The sequence below is a fragment of the Pseudomonas sp. S60 genome (assembly GCF_016647865.1).
In the GTDB taxonomy this organism is placed as follows: Bacteria; Pseudomonadota; Gammaproteobacteria; order Pseudomonadales; family Pseudomonadaceae; genus Aquipseudomonas; species Aquipseudomonas parafulva.
In genome coordinates this window covers 73023-90576 of record NZ_JACVVH010000023.1, presented here as the reverse complement: position 1 = coordinate 90576, position 17554 = coordinate 73023, and the positions used below count along the sequence as shown (strand labels likewise).

Sequence of the window (17554 nt, the reverse complement as noted above, 5' to 3'; positions counted from 1 at the left end):
GAACGCCACGTTCGAGAACCTGGTCATCGGCGGCCCAGCTTCGGTGAACGTTACCGACACCATCAGCAAGGTCACTGCGGTGCTGTCTGTGGATAACACCACCGTGGTCGAAGGCGGCAAGATCACCTACACCGTCACCCTGGTGAGTGAAGACAGCAGCCTGCCAGTCACTGGCCACGGCGGTGTGACCGTGACCCTGACCGGTGGTACCCAGGTGTTCATCGCTGCCGGCTCCGCCAGCGGCACCGTGAGCATCAACGCACCAGACGACGTGTATGTGGGTGGCCAGCCTGCGATCGTGAAAGCGATTACCGACCTGGCAGTTGCCGGCGACAAGCAGTTCGAGAACCTGGTAGCCAACAAGGCTTCGGTGACCACCGCCGTGACCGACGAACCTGCGGGCCAGGGCGACCTGGTACAGGTGAACATCGTGGCCAACCAGGCTTCTGTCAACGAAGCCACCGCGCCGCTCTTCACGCTGACCTTGAACCGTGCGCTGGATAAAGACCTCACCGTCACCCTGAGCAATAACGCCACTGTTGTATTCAAGGCAGGTGAAACCAGCAAGTCCTACACCGCACCGGCTCAGGGCGATGATGTCTTCAAAGACGAAGGCAAAATCCAAGTGGGCATCACCAAGGCCGAAGTCCCGAACGCCACGTTCGAGAACCTGGTCATTGGCGGCCCAGCTTCGGTCAACGTCACCGACACCATCAGCAAAGTCACTGCGGTGCTTTCTGTGGATAACACCACCGTGGCCGAAGGTGGCAAGATCACCTACACCGTCACCCTGGTGAGTGAAGACAGCAGCCTGCCAGTCACTGGTCACGGCGGTGTGACCGTGACCCTGACCGGTGGCACCCAGGTGTTCATCGCTGCCGGCTCCGCCAGCGGCACCGTGAGCATCAACGCACCAGACGACGTGTATGTGGGCGGCCAGCCTTCGATCGTGAAAGCGATTACCGACCTGGCAGTTGCCGGCGACAAGCAGTTCGAGAACCTGGTAGCCAACAAGGCCTCGGTGACCACCGCCGTGACCGACGAACCTGCGGGCCAGGGCGACTTGACCACCGTGGGCATCAGCGGCACCACATCACTGACCGAAGGTGAAACGGCCCACTACACACTGACCCTGAGCAATCCGTCGAAAGCTGAAGTCACCATCACCCTCAGCTATTCCGGCACCGCCAAGAACGGTGAAGACTTCACGGGCGTTACCACCGTCAAGATCCCGGCCAACAGCTCTGGGGTGACCTTCGACGTACCGACCATCGATGACAAGCTGGTGGAAGGTACCGAGAACTTCACTGTGAAGATCGACAGTGCCACCGGTGGCAACTTCGAAAACCTGCAGGTCGACAGCAGCAAGGGCAGCGTCACTACGGCCATCATCGACAACGACAACCTGCCAGTGTCGCCGGGCGGTGCTGTGTACGGCGTCGAAGATACCGACTACGTGTTCGCCTGGAATGACTTCAAGGTCACCGACCCAGACGGCAACACGGGCCTGTTTGTGACCATCACCTCGCTGCCGGTTGCCGGCAGCCTGAAGTTCTTCAATGGCACTGCCTGGACCAACGTCACCGTGGGCCAGGTGGTCAGCCAGGCGGACATCACTGCCAGCAAGTTGAAGTTCGTGCCGCTGCTCAACCAGTCCGGCGCCGATGGCTACGGCGGCACCGGTGTGGGCAACCAGCAGGCTGACTACGCACAGTTCAAGTACAAACCGAACGACGGCACCAACCTGGGCACCGAAGTGACCATGAAGGTCGATATCAGCCCGGTGGCAGACATGCCGACGCTGGCAATCGGCAGTGCCGATGTCGAGTCCAAAGGGCTGACCAAGGAAGTGTGGACCAGCCTTAAAAACCTGGGCACCGGCGGCAATGGTATTACCGGCGACGAGCTGAAGACGGTGTTTGCCAACTCTGGCAACGCCAGTTCCAGCGGCACCATCACCAACGTGCAGTCCGACGGCAACGTGAACGCGGGTACCGGTTCGAAGACGTCCGGCCTGATCTACCTGGAAGCTGGCAAAACCTACACCTTCAGCGGTACGGCTGACGACAGCTTCCTGGTGAACGTAGGCGGCAAGGCCGTGGTTACCACCACCTGGGGCGGTGGTGGCCAGGTGTCCGGCACCTTCACGCCGGCCTCCTCGGGTTATTACCCAATCGAGATCTACCATGCCAACCAGTCTGGCCCGGGTAGCTATGACCTGAATATCCAGGTGGGCTCCGGTGCCGTGACGGACCTGAGCAGCTCGAACATCAAGATGTACCAGAACGTCACCGAGATGGGTAACGCTGGCCTGAGCGTGTCCGACATGCACACGGTCAACGGCCAGAATTACTACGACGGCTACAAGCTCAACGAAGGGCCTGAGAATGGCACGGTCAAACTGGTCGGTATCTCTACCGCCCTGACCGACACAGACGGCTCCGAAAGCCTGAACGTGAAGCTGTCCGGCATCCCGGCAGGCTCGGTGGTCAGTGATGGTGCTGGCCATACCGCCACCGTGGGCGCGTCGGGTGTGGATGTTACCGGCTGGAAGCTGGGCAGCCTCACCATCAAACCACCGGCCTACTACCAGGGCCAGTTCGACGTGAAGGTCACCTCTATCTCCACCGAGAGCGTTGGCGGCAGCAAGGCAGTCAATGAAGGCACGATCAAGGTCACGGTGTACGGGGATACCTACACGTCCACCAACCTGACCGCCGACAGCGACAACTTCACCGGTACCGGCGCCAACGAGATCATCGTGTCTGATATCGGTGGCTTCCATGTGACCCCAGGGCAGAGCTACAACCTGGCATTCATCGTGGATACCTCGGGCAGTATGAAGAACTCGGTGGATGCTGCGCAGAAAGCGCTGCAGTCTGTGTTCACCACCCTGTCCAACAGCGTGAAGGGTTCCACATCCGGTACGGTCAACGTGCTGCTGGTGGACTTCGCCACCCAGGTGAAATCGACCGTTTCGGTGAACCTGTCCGACGGTTCCGCCCTGCAGACACTGAAAAACGCACTCAGCGCAATGAGTGCCGACGGCGGTACCAACTACGAAGATGCGTTCAAGACCACGGCAAACTGGTTCCAGAACCTGAAAGATGCGGGTGTGTCCGGTACTAACCAGACCTTCTTCATCACCGACGGCCAGCCTACGTTCTACCAGACCGGCGAGAGGACCAACCCTACGCTTGTCAGCTACAGCAGCAGTAAGGCAAACATCATGATGGATGCCTACCTGTCGTCGATCAATTACAAGCTTGGCCAGACCGTGAACGTCAACCTGGACAGCAACAACGTCCTGCAGATCGACAGCAACGGCAACCTGGCTGTGTACAAGGCCGGCTTCTGGGGCTGGAGCACGGCTGTGAGCGGCGTGCTGCATGCGCAGGGTGATGGTACGTATGAGTTGTCGAGCCTTGCTGGCCAAGGTAACTACGCCGACGCCGACACCGTCAGCAACTCCAAGAGCGCGTTCGCCTTGCTCAAGGCGTTGTCGCCAACCATCGAAGCCATTGGTATCGGCAGCGGTGTAAATACCGATGACCTGAAGCCTTACGACTCTGACGGCAACCCGCAAACCAACATCGACGCCTCCAACCTGGCCAATGCGGTACTCGGCCATACCGACGCCACGGCGCCAGGCAATGACACGGTCAATGGCGGTGACGGCAACGACATCATCTTCGGCGACCTGATCACCATGCCGTCGGTTGCAGGCAACGGCATCGAAGCGCTGCAGAACTATGTCGCGATGAAAACCGGTGTGGATTCCAGTGCCGTGGACAGCAAGGCGATGCACCAGTACATCACCGAGCATTACAAAGAGTTCGATATCTCCGGTACCAACGACGGCAATGACATTCTGTCGGGCGGTAACGGCAACGATATTCTCTTCGGTCAAGGCGGCAACGACACACTGGACGGTGGCAAGGGCAATGACATCCTGCTGGGCGGCTCCGGCAACGACATCCTCATTGGCGGCCCGGGGGACGATATCCTGATCGGTGGCAGCGGTGCCGACACCTTCGTATGGAAGGCCGGCGACTACGGCAACGATGTGATCAAGGACTTCAACAAGGGTGAAGGCGACCGTATCGACCTCAAGGACCTGCTGCAGGGCGAGAAGGGCAGTACGATCGACAACTACCTGAAGCTCACCACGGTCGAAGGTACGACCACGCTCCAGGTCAGCAGTGAAGGCAAGCTCAATGCTACCGGTGGCCTGGCCAACGTCGATGTCACCATCAAGCTGGAAGGTGTGAACTGGTCCAACCAATCGATCAACTCGTTGATCAGCGGTGCCGACCCGACCATCATCATCCATAACAAGGACAGCTGATAACCGCGCACGGGGCGGCCTCCAGCGCCGCCCCAATGCGCTAGCAAGGCTTCCCCGCCTAACGACCACAGCGCATAATCCGGCGCCGGGCCAACGTGCCCGGCGCTTTTTGCCTATGCTGCTGTCTACTGACAAGGAACCACTGTGACGAGGGACTCTGCCATGTTCTACGTGCAACGCGACGCTGCCGGCCAGTTGCTGCGGGTAGAAGCAGCCGCTTTTGACGAATTCACCGAAATGCTCCCGGCCGACCATGCCGACATTCAGGAGTGGTTCGCTGATGACGTCGTGGAAAACAGCCTGAACCAACTCAAGCAAAGCGACCTGGACATGATCCGTGTGCTCGAGGACCTGATCGATGTGCTCACCGCCAAGGGCGTGTTCAAGATCACCGACCTGCCACCCGGCGCCCAGGCCAAGTTGCTGAACCGTTCCACGGCGCGCAAGGCGCTCAGCAGCCTCAACAACCTGATCGTAGAAGAAGAGGAGGGTGGCTTGCTCTGATCGCGGATCAAGCCAGAATGGACGAACTATGTTTATTCTTTAAAGGTATTTAAATAATTTTTCTTATGCATTTATAGTTCACCCCACTGCGTACCCGTCGACCAATCGATGCGCCGCACGACTTGAACCCACACGGGAATACCCCGTGCGTTTCTGATCGTTGCGCGTCCTGGAGTCGCGCACTGCGTGGAGTGAAAAATGCCAGCCGCCTCGAACGCCTTGTCGACCCTCGACAGCGCCCAGCCGCAACGCTTCGAAATCCGCCCGTTCTCCGGTGCCGTTGGCGCCGAGATTATCGGCCTGGACCTTGCCCAGCCGGTCAATGCCAAGGATTTCAGCCGTATCCATCGCGCTCACCTCGATCACCATGTGCTGGTGTTCCGCGACCAGCGCATCAGCCCCCAGCAACAGATTGCCTTCAGCCGCCGCTTCGGCGAGCTTCAGATTCACGTGCTCAAACAGTTCCTGTTGGCCGGCCACCCAGAAATTCTGATTGTTTCCAACATCGTCGAGAACGGCCAGAACATCGGCCTGGGCGATGCCGGCAAGTTCTGGCATTCAGACCTGTCGTACAAAGCGTTGCCCAGCCTGGGTTCGATGTTGCACGCCCAGGAGCTGCCAAGCGAAGGCGGTGACACCCTGTTCGCCGACATGCACAAGGCCTGGGAGGCCGTGCCCGATGCGCTGCGCAAGGTCATTGCCGGGCGCGATGCCGCGCACTCCTACACCGCGCGCTATGCCGAAACCAAGTTCGAAGGCAACTGGCGCCCCACCCTTACCGCCGAGCAGCTGGCCCAGGTTCAGGAAGTGATCCACCCGGTGGTGCGCACGCACCCCGAGAACGGCCGCAAGGCCCTGTTCGTCAGCGAAGGGTTTACCACCCGCATCGTCGGCTTGCCGGACGATGAAAGCCGTGACGTGCTGCAGCAGCTCTACGCCCTGAGCGTGCTGGAGCAGAACATCTACCGCCATCAGTGGCAGCCGCACGACCTGGTGTTCTGGGACAACCGCTCGCTCATCCACCTGGCCGCCGGCTGCCCCGCGCACCTGCGGCGCAAACTCTACCGCACCACCATCCAGGGCGATGCCCCGTTCTGACGACTGAGGAAACCATCATGCGCAAATCCATCAGCCGCCTGGCGGCAAGCATCGGCCTGGGCGCAAGCCTGGTGGTGGGCAGCCTGGCTACCCCTAACCTGGCTCATGCCGAAGGCAAGATCCGCATCGCCGAACAGTTCGGCATCGTCTACCTGCTGTTGAACGTAGTGCGAGACCAGCACCTGATCGAAAAGCACGGCAAGCAGCAGGGCATCGACATCGAAGTCGACTGGGCCCAGTTGTCTGGCGGCTCTGCCATCAATGATGCATTGCTGTCTGGCTCGGTGGATATCGCGGGGGCAGGGGTAGGCCCGCTGCTTACCGTGTGGGACCGCACCAAGGGGCGGCAGAACGTCAAGGCCGTTGCCTCGTTGGGCAACTTCCCGTATTACCTGGTCAGCAGCAACCCTGCTGTGAAAACCATCGCTGATATCTCAGACAAAGACCGCATCGCAGTGCCGGCAGTGGGTGTGTCTGTGCAGTCGCGCTTCCTGCAGTACGCGGCAGCGCAGCAGTGGGGCGACGCTCAGTACAACCGGCTGGACAAATACACCCTTGCCGTACCGCACCCTGATGCCACTGCCGCACTGCTGGCAGGGGGTACAGAGCTGAACGGCCACTTCTCCAACCCGCCGTTCCAGGACCAGGCGCTGGCCAACAAGAACGTGCATGTGGTGCTCAACAGCTACGACCTGCTCGGGCCGAATTCGCCCACCCTGCTGTTTGCGACTGAGAAATTCCGCAAGGACAACCCCAAGACCTACAAGGCGTTTGTCGATGCCCTGGCGGAAGCTGCCACCTTTGCCCAGAACGACAAGGCGGCCGCTGCCGACACCTACATCCGCGTGACCAAAGCCAAGATCGACCGTGAAACATTGATCAAACTGATCGACAACCCGCAGTACGAATTCACCGTCACCCCAAAGAACACCTACAAGCTTGCCGAATTTCTCTACCGGGTAGGCGCCATCAAGCACAAGCCTGAATCGTGGAAGGACTACTTCTTCCAGGATGAACGCCCGCTGCAGGGGAGCTGAGCGCATGACTGCATCATTGCCAGGCCACACGGTCAGCAACCTCAACCGTGCGGCCACGTCGCCGCTGCTGAAAGTGGATGACCTCACCCTCGAATACCGTACCCGGCAACGTGTGGTGCGCGCCACGCACCAGGTGAGTTTCGAGGTAGACCCGGCGGACCGCTTCGTGCTGCTCGGCCCTTCTGGTTGCGGCAAGTCCACCTTGCTCAAGGCCGTGGCCGGCTTCATTCAGCCCCAGGCGGGGCAGATCGTGCTACAGGGGCAGCCGGTCAGCGGCCCCGGCCCGGACCGTATCGTCGTATTCCAGGAGTTTGACCAGTTGCCGCCCTGGAAAACGGTAAAGCAAAACGTGATGTTCCCGCTGTTGGTATCGGGCCAACTGAAACGCGCAGAGGCTGAAGAGCGGGCGCTGCACTACCTGGAGAAAGTTGGCCTGGCAGCCTTTGCAGATGCCTACCCGCACACCCTGTCGGGCGGTATGAAAGCGCGCGTCGCCATTGCCAGGGCCTTGGCCACGCAGCCGAAGATCCTGCTGATGGATGAACCGTTCGCGGCACTCGACGCGCTGACCCGACGCAAGATGCAGGAAGAATTGCTGCTGCTATGGGAGGAGGTGCGCTTCACCCTGCTGTTCGTTACCCATTCCATCGAGGAAGCCCTGGTGGTAGGCAACCGCATCTTGCTGCTGTCGCCCCACCCAGGGCGGGTACGCGCCGAAGTGCACAGCCACCAATACGGCCTGGGCAGCCTGGGTGGCCGCGATTTCCAGGCCAGTGCCCGGCGCATCCACCGCTTGCTGTTCGATGAAGCCGATACCCCCGAACAAGCCGAAAGCCTTGGCTTCAACGACATCCGCATCGCCTACTGACAGGAGCTTCAGCCATGACCACTACCCCTGTACGCCAGGAATACGAGGTGCAGCTGGAGCCGTTGCTCAGTGTGCCTGTGGAACGCAACCTGCCATTGGCTCAGCGCCTGTGGCAACACGGCTGGCTGCGCAAGGCGGTTATCCTGCTGGTGCTGGCCCTGCTGTGGGAGGCCGTTGCCCGTTACCAGGACAACGACCTGCTGCTGCCGACCTTCCTGCAGACAGCCACGGCGCTGTGGGGCGGCCTGGTCAGCGGTGAGTTGCCGGCCAAGGTGGGCGTGTCGCTGGTCATCCTGCTCAAGGGTTACGTGCTTGGGATCATCCTGGCCTTCGGCCTCACCAGCCTGGCGGTGTCGACCCAGCTGGGGCGTGACCTGCTGGGCAGCCTGACTTCAATGTTCAACCCGTTGCCGGCTATTGCCCTGTTGCCACTGGCATTGCTGTGGTTCGGGCTGGGCGACAACAGCCTTATCTTCGTACTGGTGCACTCCGTGCTGTGGGCGTTGGCGCTCAATACCTATGCCGGTTTTCTCGGCGTGTCCGAAACCTTGCGCATGGCGGGACGCAACTATGGCCTGAGAGGGCTGCGGCTGGTGCTGTACATCCTGGTGCCGGCAGCCCTGCCGTCGATCCTGTCCGGGCTCAAGATCGGTTGGGCATTCGCCTGGCGCACCCTGATTGCAGCAGAGCTGGTGTTCGGCGCCAGCAGCGGCAAAGGCGGCCTTGGCTGGTACATCTTCCAGAACCGCAACGAGCTGTACACCGACAAGGTGTTTGCCGGGCTTGCGGTGGTGATTCTGATCGGGTTGCTGGTGGAGGGCCTGGTATTCAATACCCTCGAGCGGTTGACGGTGCGCCGTTGGGGTATGCAGCGCTGACCTGTTACGGCTTCAGGTCCTGATACTGCGCTGCTGCATTGGTCAGGATCTTGCCAATCTCGTCGCGCAACTGCGCCGGTTGCTCGACCACCACCGCATCACCCTGGCTCAACAGCCACCACCGCAACGGGCAGCCATCGCTGACCGTGGCCCGCAACTGATGGCCTTGCTTGTGCGCCGTCAGTTGCATGTCGCTGCTCAATGGCGCTTCACGCAGTTGCCGGGCCAGCGTGTCACTGATGCGGGCAACCAGTTCGATGCCGTCGCCCTGCACAGGCAGCACGGCATCACCGCGTAAATGGGCGAGCAGGTCCGAACTGCCGCGCAATTCACCCACGGCACTGGCCGACCAGTGCCAGCCGAACGGGATGCTCTTGTCATTGCGCTCCAGTGGAAAGATCAGTGACAGCTCGTTGAGGTCACGCTCTACGGTGCGTTTGCTGACGCTAAAGCCCAGGTCTCGCAGGCGCCAGACCAGTTCGGAGCTGGTGATGCCGGGGGAGCGGCTGGGCAACTGGCGCAGCAGTGCCCACTGACGGCTTAAGGTGGCGCGAGTGGTGGCGAACGGCAAAAGATAACGTCCTTGTCTAGGCTTGCCGCAATAGGATGGCGGCATGCGAGGGGCATGGCAATTGGCCACAGACCGCTCAGATCAAGTAAGTGACGTTTGGTTGCCTGGTACCGTATCGTTCGCGACAGGTTTTGACGTGCCGTCCCGCAGAATCACGCCTCATCACAGCCGAAGGTTGGGGTTGTGCGTCGTTCAATGAGGATGAACATGTCTGCTGCCAGCAATATCCATTCGCTGCTTGCCCGCCTTCTTCCCGAGCGGGTCATCACCCCGCCAGCCGCCGTGGGGAAGCGACAGCGGTTGTTTGCCGGGGTCGGGCTGCCCAGCCAACGCTCCCTGCTGGTCAGCCGCCTGGACGAGGCCAGCGACTTGCAGGCGGTGTATCGCGACCTGCGGCTACAAGCGTTGCAGGGCAACGTGGCAGCCCTCAATGACTTGGGCTGGATCTGGCTGAACGGCAAGTACTGGCGTGCCGATACCGTGCTGGCGGGGCACCTGTTGCGCATGGCAGCGTTGCAGGGGAGTGCGGCGGCATGGTTCAACCTTGGGCAGCAACACTACTTTGGCAAAGGCGTCGAGCCTTCCTACATGCAGGCAGCAGAGTGCTACAGGCAGGCCTTCGAGCGGGGCATGTTGCATGCCGCTGCCGCGTTGGGCGACCTGCTGGAAGAAGAAGTGTGTGACGGCGAGCTTCAATGGCAGGTAGACCCTGCGCAGGCTTACCAGTGGTTCCTGCGCGGTGCCGAGCAGGGCGAGGCGCGCTGCCGCTTCGAAGTCGGTTACCGCCTGATGCACGGGCTGTACGTGCAGGCTGAGCTCAAGCCTGCCTTGTACTGGCTGGAACTGGCTGCCGCAGCGGGCGTAGTACAGGCGGCCGAGGAACTGGCTGTGCACTTCAGCAGCCGCGATAAGGTGCGCTACGAACAGTGGCGGGACCGCGCCGTGCAGATGGGCAGCACCTTGGCCCTGACAATGAAACTGGAAGACCAGATTCACCCATGATGTGCAGCCTTTGCGGTGTGCCCTCCGTCGGCAGCGGTTGACGAGAGGGGGAGGGCCAGGCGTATATTGATAGTTAGCAAACTATGAATATAGCTGGTCTACCTATGTCCCTTGATCTTCTGCGCCTGCAGGTCAGCAGCGGCTTGGTGGTTGCTGCTCGCCACTGGCGGCGCATCTGCCACAACGCGTTGACCGGCTACGGTATCTCCGAGGCCTGCGCGGCGCCGCTGCTGATGATCGTGCGCCTGGGCGATGGTGTGCACCAGGTTGCCGTGGCCCAGGCTGCCGGCCTGGAGAGCCCTTCGCTGGTACGTCTGCTCGACCAGCTGTGCAAAGCCGGCCTGGTAGTGCGCAGTGAAGACCCGCTGGACCGGCGGGCCAAGGCCCTGAGCCTGACCGACGCAGGCCGCACGCTGGCCGAAGCCATCGAAGCCGAACTGGTCAGGTTGCGTGGCGATGTGCTGGGCGGTGTCGACCAGGCGGACCTCGACGGTGCGTTGCGCGTGCTGCGTGCCTTCGAAGCAGCCGGCCTGGGCAGCGCGGGAGGCCCGGCATGAACGGCTTCTTCAGTTCGGTACCGCCGGCCCGTGACTGGTTTTATGGTGTGCGCACCTTCGCCGCCTCCATGATCGCGTTGTACATCGCGCTGCTGATGCAGCTGCCACGCCCTTACTGGGCCATGGCTACGGTGTACATCGTCTCCAGCCCGTTCCTCGGCCCTACCAGCTCCAAGGCACTGTACCGCGCCTTGGGGACCTTGCTGGGCGCCGCCGGGGCGGTGCTGCTGGTACCGCCGCTGGTGCAATCGCCGTTGCTGCTCAGCATCGCCATTGCCCTGTGGACCGGTACCTTGCTGTTCCTCTCGCTGAACCTGCGTACCGCCAATAACTATGTACTGATGCTGGCCGGTTACACCTTGCCGATGATCGCCCTGGCCGTGGTCGACAACCCGCTGGCGGTTTTCGACGTGGCCTCCTCCCGGGCTCAGGAAATCTGCCTGGGCATTGTCTGTGCGGCAGTGGTCGGGGCCATTTTCTGGCCACGCCGGCTGGCGCCGGTGGTTGTGGGTGCGACCGGCAACTGGTTCAACGATGCCATCCGCTACAGCGACAGCTACCTGGCGCGGCTGTCTGGCACCAGTGACGTGGGTGGCATGCGCGGTGCCATGGTAACCACGTTCAACTCCCTGGAGTTGATGATCGGCCAGCTCGGCCATGAAGGCGCCGGCCCCCACACCTTGAAGAACGTACGCGAACTGCGCGGGCGCATGATCCACCTGCTGCCGGTGCTCGATGCCCTGGATGACGCGCTGACGGCGTTGCACGGCCGTGCGCCACAGCAGTTCGAACAACTGCAACCTGTGCTGGATGCCGCCCGGCAATGGCTCGCGGGCACTGCCGACAGCGCCTCAATCGGGCGCTGGGCTGCCCTGCATGCCGACATCGACCGCCTGCAGCCAGGGGCCGAGGCCCTCGACCAGCGTGCCGAGTTGCTGCTGTCCAACGCGTTTTACCGGCTCACCGAGTGGGTCGATCTGTGGCAGGACTGCTGCACCCTGCAGCATGCGCTGCGCAGCGACGATGCCACACCGTGGCGTGCCGTGTATCGGCACTGGCGCCTGGCCCGTCTGAAGCCGTTCTTTGACCGGGGCCTGATGCTGTACTCGGTAGCGTCCACCGTGCTGGCGATCATCGTGGCATGCGGGCTGTGGATCGGCCTGGGCTGGAATGACGGCGCCAGTGCGGTGATCCTGGCGGCGGTGTCATGCAGTTTCTTCGCCGCCATGGATGACCCGGCGCCACAGATCTACCGGTTCTTCTTCTGGACCCTGATGTCGGTGATTTTCTCCAGCCTGTACCTGTTCCTGGTGCTGCCCAACCTGCACGACTTCCCGATGCTGGTGCTGGCCTTCGCCGTGCCCTTCATCTGCATTGGCACACTGACCGTGCAGCCGCGCTTCTACCTGGGCACCCTGCTGACCATCGTCAACACCTCCACCTTCATCAGCATTCAGGGGGCGTACGACGCGGACTTCTTCACCTTCCTCAATTCCAACCTGGCTGGGCCGGTGGGGCTGCTGTTCGCCTTCGTCTGGACCTTGGTAATGCGCCCGTTCGGGGTGGAACTGGCGGCCAAACGCATGACCCGCTTCACCTGGCGCGACATCGTCGAGATGACCGAGCCGGCCACCCTCGCGGAGCACCGCAAGGTGGGGGTGCAGATGCTCGACCGCCTGATGCAGCACCTGCCGCGGTTGTCGCAAACCGGCCAGGACAGCGGTGTAGCACTGCGCGACCTGCGCGTGGGGCTCAACCTGTTGGACCTGCTGGCCTACATGCCGCGTGCGGGGCAGCAAGGCCGCCAGCGCCTGGCCACGGTCATCGAGGAAGTGGGTGCGCATTACGCCGCCTGCCTGCGTGTCGGCGAGCGGCTGCATGCCTCAACAGCGCTGCTGCGCAGCATGGAGCGTGCGCGCCTGGCACTGAACCTGGATAACCCGCATGAACGCGGCGCGGCCCGCACCCACCTGCTGCATGCCCTGGCCGGCTTGCGCCTGGCGCTGCTGCCCGGAGTGGAGGTAATGCTGGAGCCTGCCGAACAACCGCAACTGCCTCCCGGGCTGGATGGAGCGCCACTGTGATTGGTGAACTGGATATCAGCGGGGTATTCCTGCCCACGCTGCTGGTGATGATGTTTGCGACCTACCTGCTGTTTCTGGGGGTGCATGCGGTGCTGGTGCGCGTGCACTTCTACCGCCTGGTCTGGCACCGCGCACTGTTCAACGTTGCCCTTTACGCCGTACTGCTCGGTGCGGTTGACCATTTTTGTCGAAGCCTGATGCTGCCATGAAAAAACCTTTGCTGACGCTGGGCCGTGTGGTCCTCACCCTGCTGGTCGTGACCTTTGCCGCCGTACTTGTGTGGCAGATGGTGGTGTATTACCTGTTCGCCCCCTGGACCCGCGACGGCCACATCCGTGCCGACGTGATCCAGATTGCCCCGGACGTGTCCGGGCTTATCCAGAAGGTGGAAGTGCGCGACAACCAGACCGTCAAACGCGGCGATGTGCTGTTCACCATCGACCAGGACCGTTTCACCTTGGCCCTGCGCCAGGCCAAGGCCACCCTTGGTGAGCGCCAGGAAACCCTGGCCCAGGCGTCGCGGGAAACCCGACGCAATCGCAAGCTGGGCAACCTGGTGGCTGCCGAGCAACTGGAAGAAAGCCAGTCGCGCGAAGCCCGTGCCCGGTCCGCGGTCAGCGAGGCCCAGGTGGCGGTGGATACCGCGCAGCTGAACCTCGACCGCTCGGTGGTGCGCAGCCCGGTGGACGGCTACCTCAACGACCGCGCGCCGCGCAACCATGAGTTCGTCACCGCAGGGCGGCCGGTGTTGTCGGTGGTCGACAGCGCTTCGTACCACGTCGATGGCTACTTCGAAGAAACCAAGCTGGGCGGCATCCACATTGGTGACGCGGTGGATATCCGCGTGATGGGCGACAACACCCGCCTGCGCGGGCATGTAGAAAGCTTCGCAGCCGGCATCGAGGACCGTGACCGCAGCAGCGGCGCGAACCTGCTGCCCAACGTCAACCCTGCCTTCAGCTGGGTGCGCCTGGCACAGCGTATTCCGGTGCGCATCGCCTTCGACGAAGTGCCACCGGACTTCCGAATGGTCGCCGGGCGTACCGCCACGGTTTCGATCGTGGAGGGCCAGTAGCCATGAAACAGCTGATGCTGGCGGGTATCTGCCTGTCGCTGGGCGCCTGCATGATGGTCGGCCCCGACTATGAAGTGCCCAAGGCCGCCGCCGTACAGCGCAGCGACCTGAACGGCCCGTTGCGCCAGGATAGTGGCAGCGTGGTGTCGGCACCGGTGCCCGAGGGCTGGTGGCAGCTTTATCAGGACCCACGCCTCAATGCCTTGGTGCGCCAGGCGCTCAGCGCCAATACCGAGCTGCGGGTTGCAGCGGCCAACATCGCCAAGGCTCGCGCTCAGGTCGACGTTGCCGAATCCCAGGGCGGCTTCAGCGGTGGCGTCAAGGCTGGTGCGCAGCGCCTGCAAGAGTCGGGTGAAGCCTTCCTGCTGACCGAAAAAGTGCCGGTGGCCAACATCGGCGAGGCGATCATCAGCGCCTCGTACCAGTTCGACCTGTGGGGCACCTTCAAGCGTGGTACCGAGGCTGCCAAGGCCAATGCCGATGCGGTGCAGGCGGCTGCCGACACGGCGCGCATCACCTTGGTGGCGGATGTGGTCAAGGCCTATACCCAGGTGTGCTCGGCCAACGAGGAATACCACATTGCCCGCGAGTCACTCGACCTGCAGCAGCAGAGTGTGCAACTCAGCCAGCGCCTGCGTGATGCGGGCCGTGGCGATGAAACCCAGGTCACCCGCTCGCAAACCCAGTTCAAATCGTTGCGCGCCGAGTTGCCGCGCTTCAAGGCCGAGCGTGAAACGGGCCTGTATACCCTGGCGGCGCTGCTGGCCAAGCCGGTGGATCAGTTGCCGGCCGGCACTGCCGAGTGTGCCGAACTGCCACAGCTTCATCAGTTGGTACCGGTCGGCGATGGCGCGGCGCTGCTCAAGCGCCGCCCTGACGTGCGCCAGGCCGAGCGGCAACTGGCTGCTGCCACAGCCACTATTGGCGTTGCTACTGGCGCGTTGTACCCAGACATCAGCATCGGTGCCCAGGTCGGTACCATTGGCATCCTTGACAACCTGGGCGAGCCTGCAACCAACCGCTGGGGCTTTGGTCCGCAGATCAGCTGGTCCATCCCTACCAATGGCACCCGGGCGCGCATTCGCATGGCTGAAGCCTCTACCCAGGCGGCGTTGGCCCATTTTGACGGTGTAGTGCTGAACGCCATTCGCGAAACCCAGACCCGGCTTGCCCAGTACAGCGCCTTGCTTGACCGCCGTGATGCACTGGCCGAGGCAGAAAGGTCGGCGAAAGAAGCGGCAGACCAGACCCACCGCTATTACCAGGCAGGGCGCGAATCGTTTTTGGCGGACTTGCAGGCGACACGCACCTACACCGATATGCGTGCGCAACTGGCGGCGGCGAATAGCCAGGTGGCGGTGGGGCAGATTGGGGTGTTCCTTGCACTGGGTGGCGGCTGGAGGGAGAGCGCCAAGCCTTAGGCCAATAGCCGGCAGGGCTGCTCCCTTAGCTTGGCTGCAGACGCTGGCTCTTGGTAATGCGGAGGTTGACCGCCGACTGATTTGTAGCAAGATTTTTCATGAAATCTGCCCACAAACCTTGAGGCAAGCTGAGTGGAAGTGAACAATGTTCTCTTTCGCATTCCCTCCGAGACTGGCCATGAAAACCCGTACCCGTGTGCTGTCCTGGCTGCCCGCGTTGCTGCTTGGTCCAGTGCTGGCGTTGTGCAGCACCCTGGTGCAGGCCGAGGCGCCCGCTGAAGCCGCCAAAGCGCTGCACTTGCTTGACTACATTGGTGCGGATTACCCGCCCACCGTGCGCGACGGCAAAGTAGTCGACAGTGGCGAGTACCGTGAGCAGCAGGAATTCAGTGCTGTGTTGGCTGATCTGGTTAACAGCCTGCCGGCCAACGCCGAACACAACGCGCTGCAGCAAGGCATCCAGGCCCTTCGCCAGGCCATCGACCAGCGTCAGGATGGCGCCGCAGTCGCCAAGCAGGCTCGCCAGTTGGGCGCTCGCTTGGCCGTGGCCTACGAGGTGAGCCAAGCCCCGGTGATCACCCCCGACCCGGCCCGTGGCGCATCGTTGTATGCGCAAAACTGCTCGATCTGCCACGGTGATACCGGGGCGGGCGATGGCCCGGCTGGTGTCGGCCTGGAGCCGGCCCCCGCCGACCTGCGTAATACCGAACGCCTCGACCAGTTGAGCCTGTTCGACCTTTACAACACGCTGGCTCTGGGTATCGACGGTACCGAGATGCCATCGTTCGCTGACCAGCTGGACGACCGCCAGCGCTGGGATGTGGCGGCGTATATCGCCAGCTTCACGGCCAACCCGCAAGCGGCAAAGGGCGACAAGGCGTGGAACCTGGCCGACCTGGCACGCCAGACACCCGCGGAAGTGGCAGCCAACGAGGGTGCAGCAGCCGTGCAGGCGTTCCGCGCTCAGCGCGCTCAGCCGCCGCAGGTCAAACGCGGCCCGGCGCAATTGCTCGAGTACACCGCCACTACCCTGGACAAGAGCCTCGCCGCTTACCGTGCAGGCGACCATGACCAGGCCTACGACCTGTCAGTAGCGGCCTACCTGGAGGGTTTCGAGCTGGTAGAAAGCTCGCTGGACAACATCGACGCCCAGGCCCGCAAGGACACCGAGAAATCCCTGATGGCATACCGGCAGGCATTGCAGGATGGCTTGCCCATCGCCCAGGCCGAGCAGCGCCTTGCCGAAGCCAGAACCAAGCTGGACCAAGCCGCCAAGTTGCTGGGCAGTGATGGGCTGAGCTGGTCGCTGAGCTATGTGTCTGGTCTGCTGATCCTGCTGCGTGAAGGCCTGGAAGCCATTCTGGTGCTGGCAGCAATCCTGGCCTTCCTGCGTAACACGGGCCAGCAGTCGGCGGTGCGCAGCGTCAACATCGGCTGGGGCCTGGCGCTGGTTGCCGGCTTCGCTACGTGGGCGTTGGCTGCCTATGTGATCAATGTCGGTGGCGCTCAGCGCGAACTGCTCGAAGGCTGCACGGCATTGTTTGCTGCGGTGATGGTGCTGTGGCTGGGGGTGTGGATGCATGACCGTCGCCACGCCGCAGCCTGGCAGGACTACATCAAGAGCAGCCTGGTCAGCGGTGGCGGCCGGTTCGGCTTCGCCATGCTGGCGTTCTTCTCGGTGTACCGGGAATTGTTCGAAGTGATCCTGTTCTACGAAACCCTGTGGTTACAGGCAGGGCCGGCCGGGCACCAGGCGGTATTGGCGGGCGGGGCTACTGCACTGGTGCTGCTGGTGGGGTTGGCATGGGTCATCTTGCGGGGTTCGGCCAAGCTGCCGCTGTCACTGTTCTTCAGCATCAACGCCGCACTGCTGTGCGCGCTGTCTGTAGTATTTGCAGGGCATGGCGTGAAGGCATTGCAGGAGGCGGGCGTGCTGGGTACCCGCCCGGTGGCGTTCTTTGAGTTCGATTGGCTGGGGATTCACGCCGACGCCTATTCGCTGTCGGCACAGGCGGTGGCTTTGCTGGCCATCGTGTTCCTGTACGGGCGCTCGCGGTTGATGGAAAAGCGCCGGGCCGCCGTTAGCTGACGCAATGCTGGCGCACCCCCAG

General features: G+C 62.4%; 14 protein-coding genes. 13 read left to right on the top strand and 1 reads right to left on the bottom strand.

The window, feature by feature from the left end:
- The 6 genes from IAE33_RS24730 to IAE33_RS13685 all read left to right on the top strand — a co-directional run.
- The coding region (locus IAE33_RS24730; RefSeq protein ID WP_201163881.1) for an immunoglobulin-like domain-containing protein at window positions 1–4348 on the top strand (4348 nt) is incomplete at its 5' end.
- A 162-nt stretch (window positions 4349–4510) separates the two neighbouring features.
- Window positions 4511–4852 (top strand): tryptophan synthase subunit beta, encoded by a 342-nt coding sequence (locus IAE33_RS13705; RefSeq protein WP_201163880.1) that lies wholly within the window; start codon window positions 4511–4513, stop codon window positions 4850–4852.
- A gap of 198 nt (window positions 4853–5050) precedes the next feature.
- Window positions 5051–5950, top strand: coding sequence for a TauD/TfdA dioxygenase family protein (locus IAE33_RS13700; RefSeq protein ID WP_201163879.1), 900 nt, complete (start codon window positions 5051–5053; stop codon window positions 5948–5950).
- A 17-nt stretch (window positions 5951–5967) separates the two neighbouring features.
- Window positions 5968–6987: an ABC transporter substrate-binding protein gene (locus tag IAE33_RS13695; RefSeq protein WP_201163878.1), complete on the top strand. Its 1020-nt coding sequence runs from the start codon at window positions 5968–5970 to the stop codon at window positions 6985–6987.
- A 4-nt stretch (window positions 6988–6991) separates the two neighbouring features.
- Entirely contained in the window at window positions 6992–7855 is an 864-nt protein-coding gene (locus tag IAE33_RS13690; RefSeq protein WP_201163877.1) for an ABC transporter ATP-binding protein, read from the top strand.
- 14 nt (window positions 7856–7869) lie between these two features.
- The gene (locus tag IAE33_RS13685; protein ID WP_201163876.1) at window positions 7870–8733 is read left to right on the top strand and encodes an ABC transporter permease; all 864 of its coding nucleotides are present in this window, start codon (window positions 7870–7872) and stop codon (window positions 8731–8733) included.
- A gap of 4 nt (window positions 8734–8737) precedes the next feature.
- On the opposite strand, the gene IAE33_RS13680 is transcribed toward IAE33_RS13685, so the two are convergent.
- Complete coding sequence (locus IAE33_RS13680) at window positions 8738–9304, bottom strand: WYL domain-containing protein (protein ID WP_028635566.1); 567 nt, start codon at window positions 9302–9304, stop codon at window positions 8738–8740.
- Between the two features lie 207 nt (window positions 9305–9511).
- On the opposite strand from IAE33_RS13680, the gene IAE33_RS13675 reads away from it, so the two are divergent.
- The 7 genes from IAE33_RS13675 to IAE33_RS13645 all read left to right on the top strand — a co-directional run bounded on the left by IAE33_RS13675 (window position 9512) and on the right by IAE33_RS13645 (window position 17532).
- Window positions 9512–10306, top strand: coding sequence for a tetratricopeptide repeat protein (locus IAE33_RS13675; protein ID WP_201163875.1), 795 nt, complete (start codon window positions 9512–9514; stop codon window positions 10304–10306).
- Between the two features lie 104 nt (window positions 10307–10410).
- Window positions 10411–10863 carry a MarR family winged helix-turn-helix transcriptional regulator gene (locus tag IAE33_RS13670; protein ID WP_201163874.1) on the top strand — a complete coding sequence of 151 codons (453 nt, stop codon included), beginning with the start codon at window positions 10411–10413 and terminating at the stop codon, window positions 10861–10863.
- Window positions 10860–12947 (top strand): FUSC family protein, encoded by a 2088-nt coding sequence (locus IAE33_RS13665; protein ID WP_201163873.1) that lies wholly within the window; start codon window positions 10860–10862, stop codon window positions 12945–12947. Before IAE33_RS13670 ends, IAE33_RS13665 begins: the two co-directional genes overlap by 4 nt.
- A complete protein-coding gene (locus tag IAE33_RS13660; RefSeq protein WP_028635562.1) occupies window positions 12944–13156 on the top strand; it encodes a DUF1656 domain-containing protein in 213 nt (70 codons plus the stop codon). The genes IAE33_RS13665 and IAE33_RS13660 overlap by 4 nt, the downstream gene beginning before the upstream one ends.
- Entirely contained in the window at window positions 13153–14022 is an 870-nt protein-coding gene (locus IAE33_RS13655) for an efflux RND transporter periplasmic adaptor subunit (protein WP_028635561.1), read from the top strand. The genes IAE33_RS13660 and IAE33_RS13655 overlap by 4 nt, the downstream gene beginning before the upstream one ends.
- 2 nt (window positions 14023–14024) lie before the next feature.
- Window positions 14025–15443 (top strand): efflux transporter outer membrane subunit, encoded by a 1419-nt coding sequence (locus IAE33_RS13650; RefSeq protein ID WP_201163872.1) that lies wholly within the window; start codon window positions 14025–14027, stop codon window positions 15441–15443.
- A gap of 145 nt (window positions 15444–15588) precedes the next feature.
- On the top strand, window positions 15589–17532 hold the full coding sequence (locus tag IAE33_RS13645; RefSeq protein ID WP_201163871.1) for an FTR1 family protein: 1944 nt from the start codon (window positions 15589–15591) through the stop codon (window positions 17530–17532).
- Window positions 17533–17554: the final 22 nt, after the last annotated feature.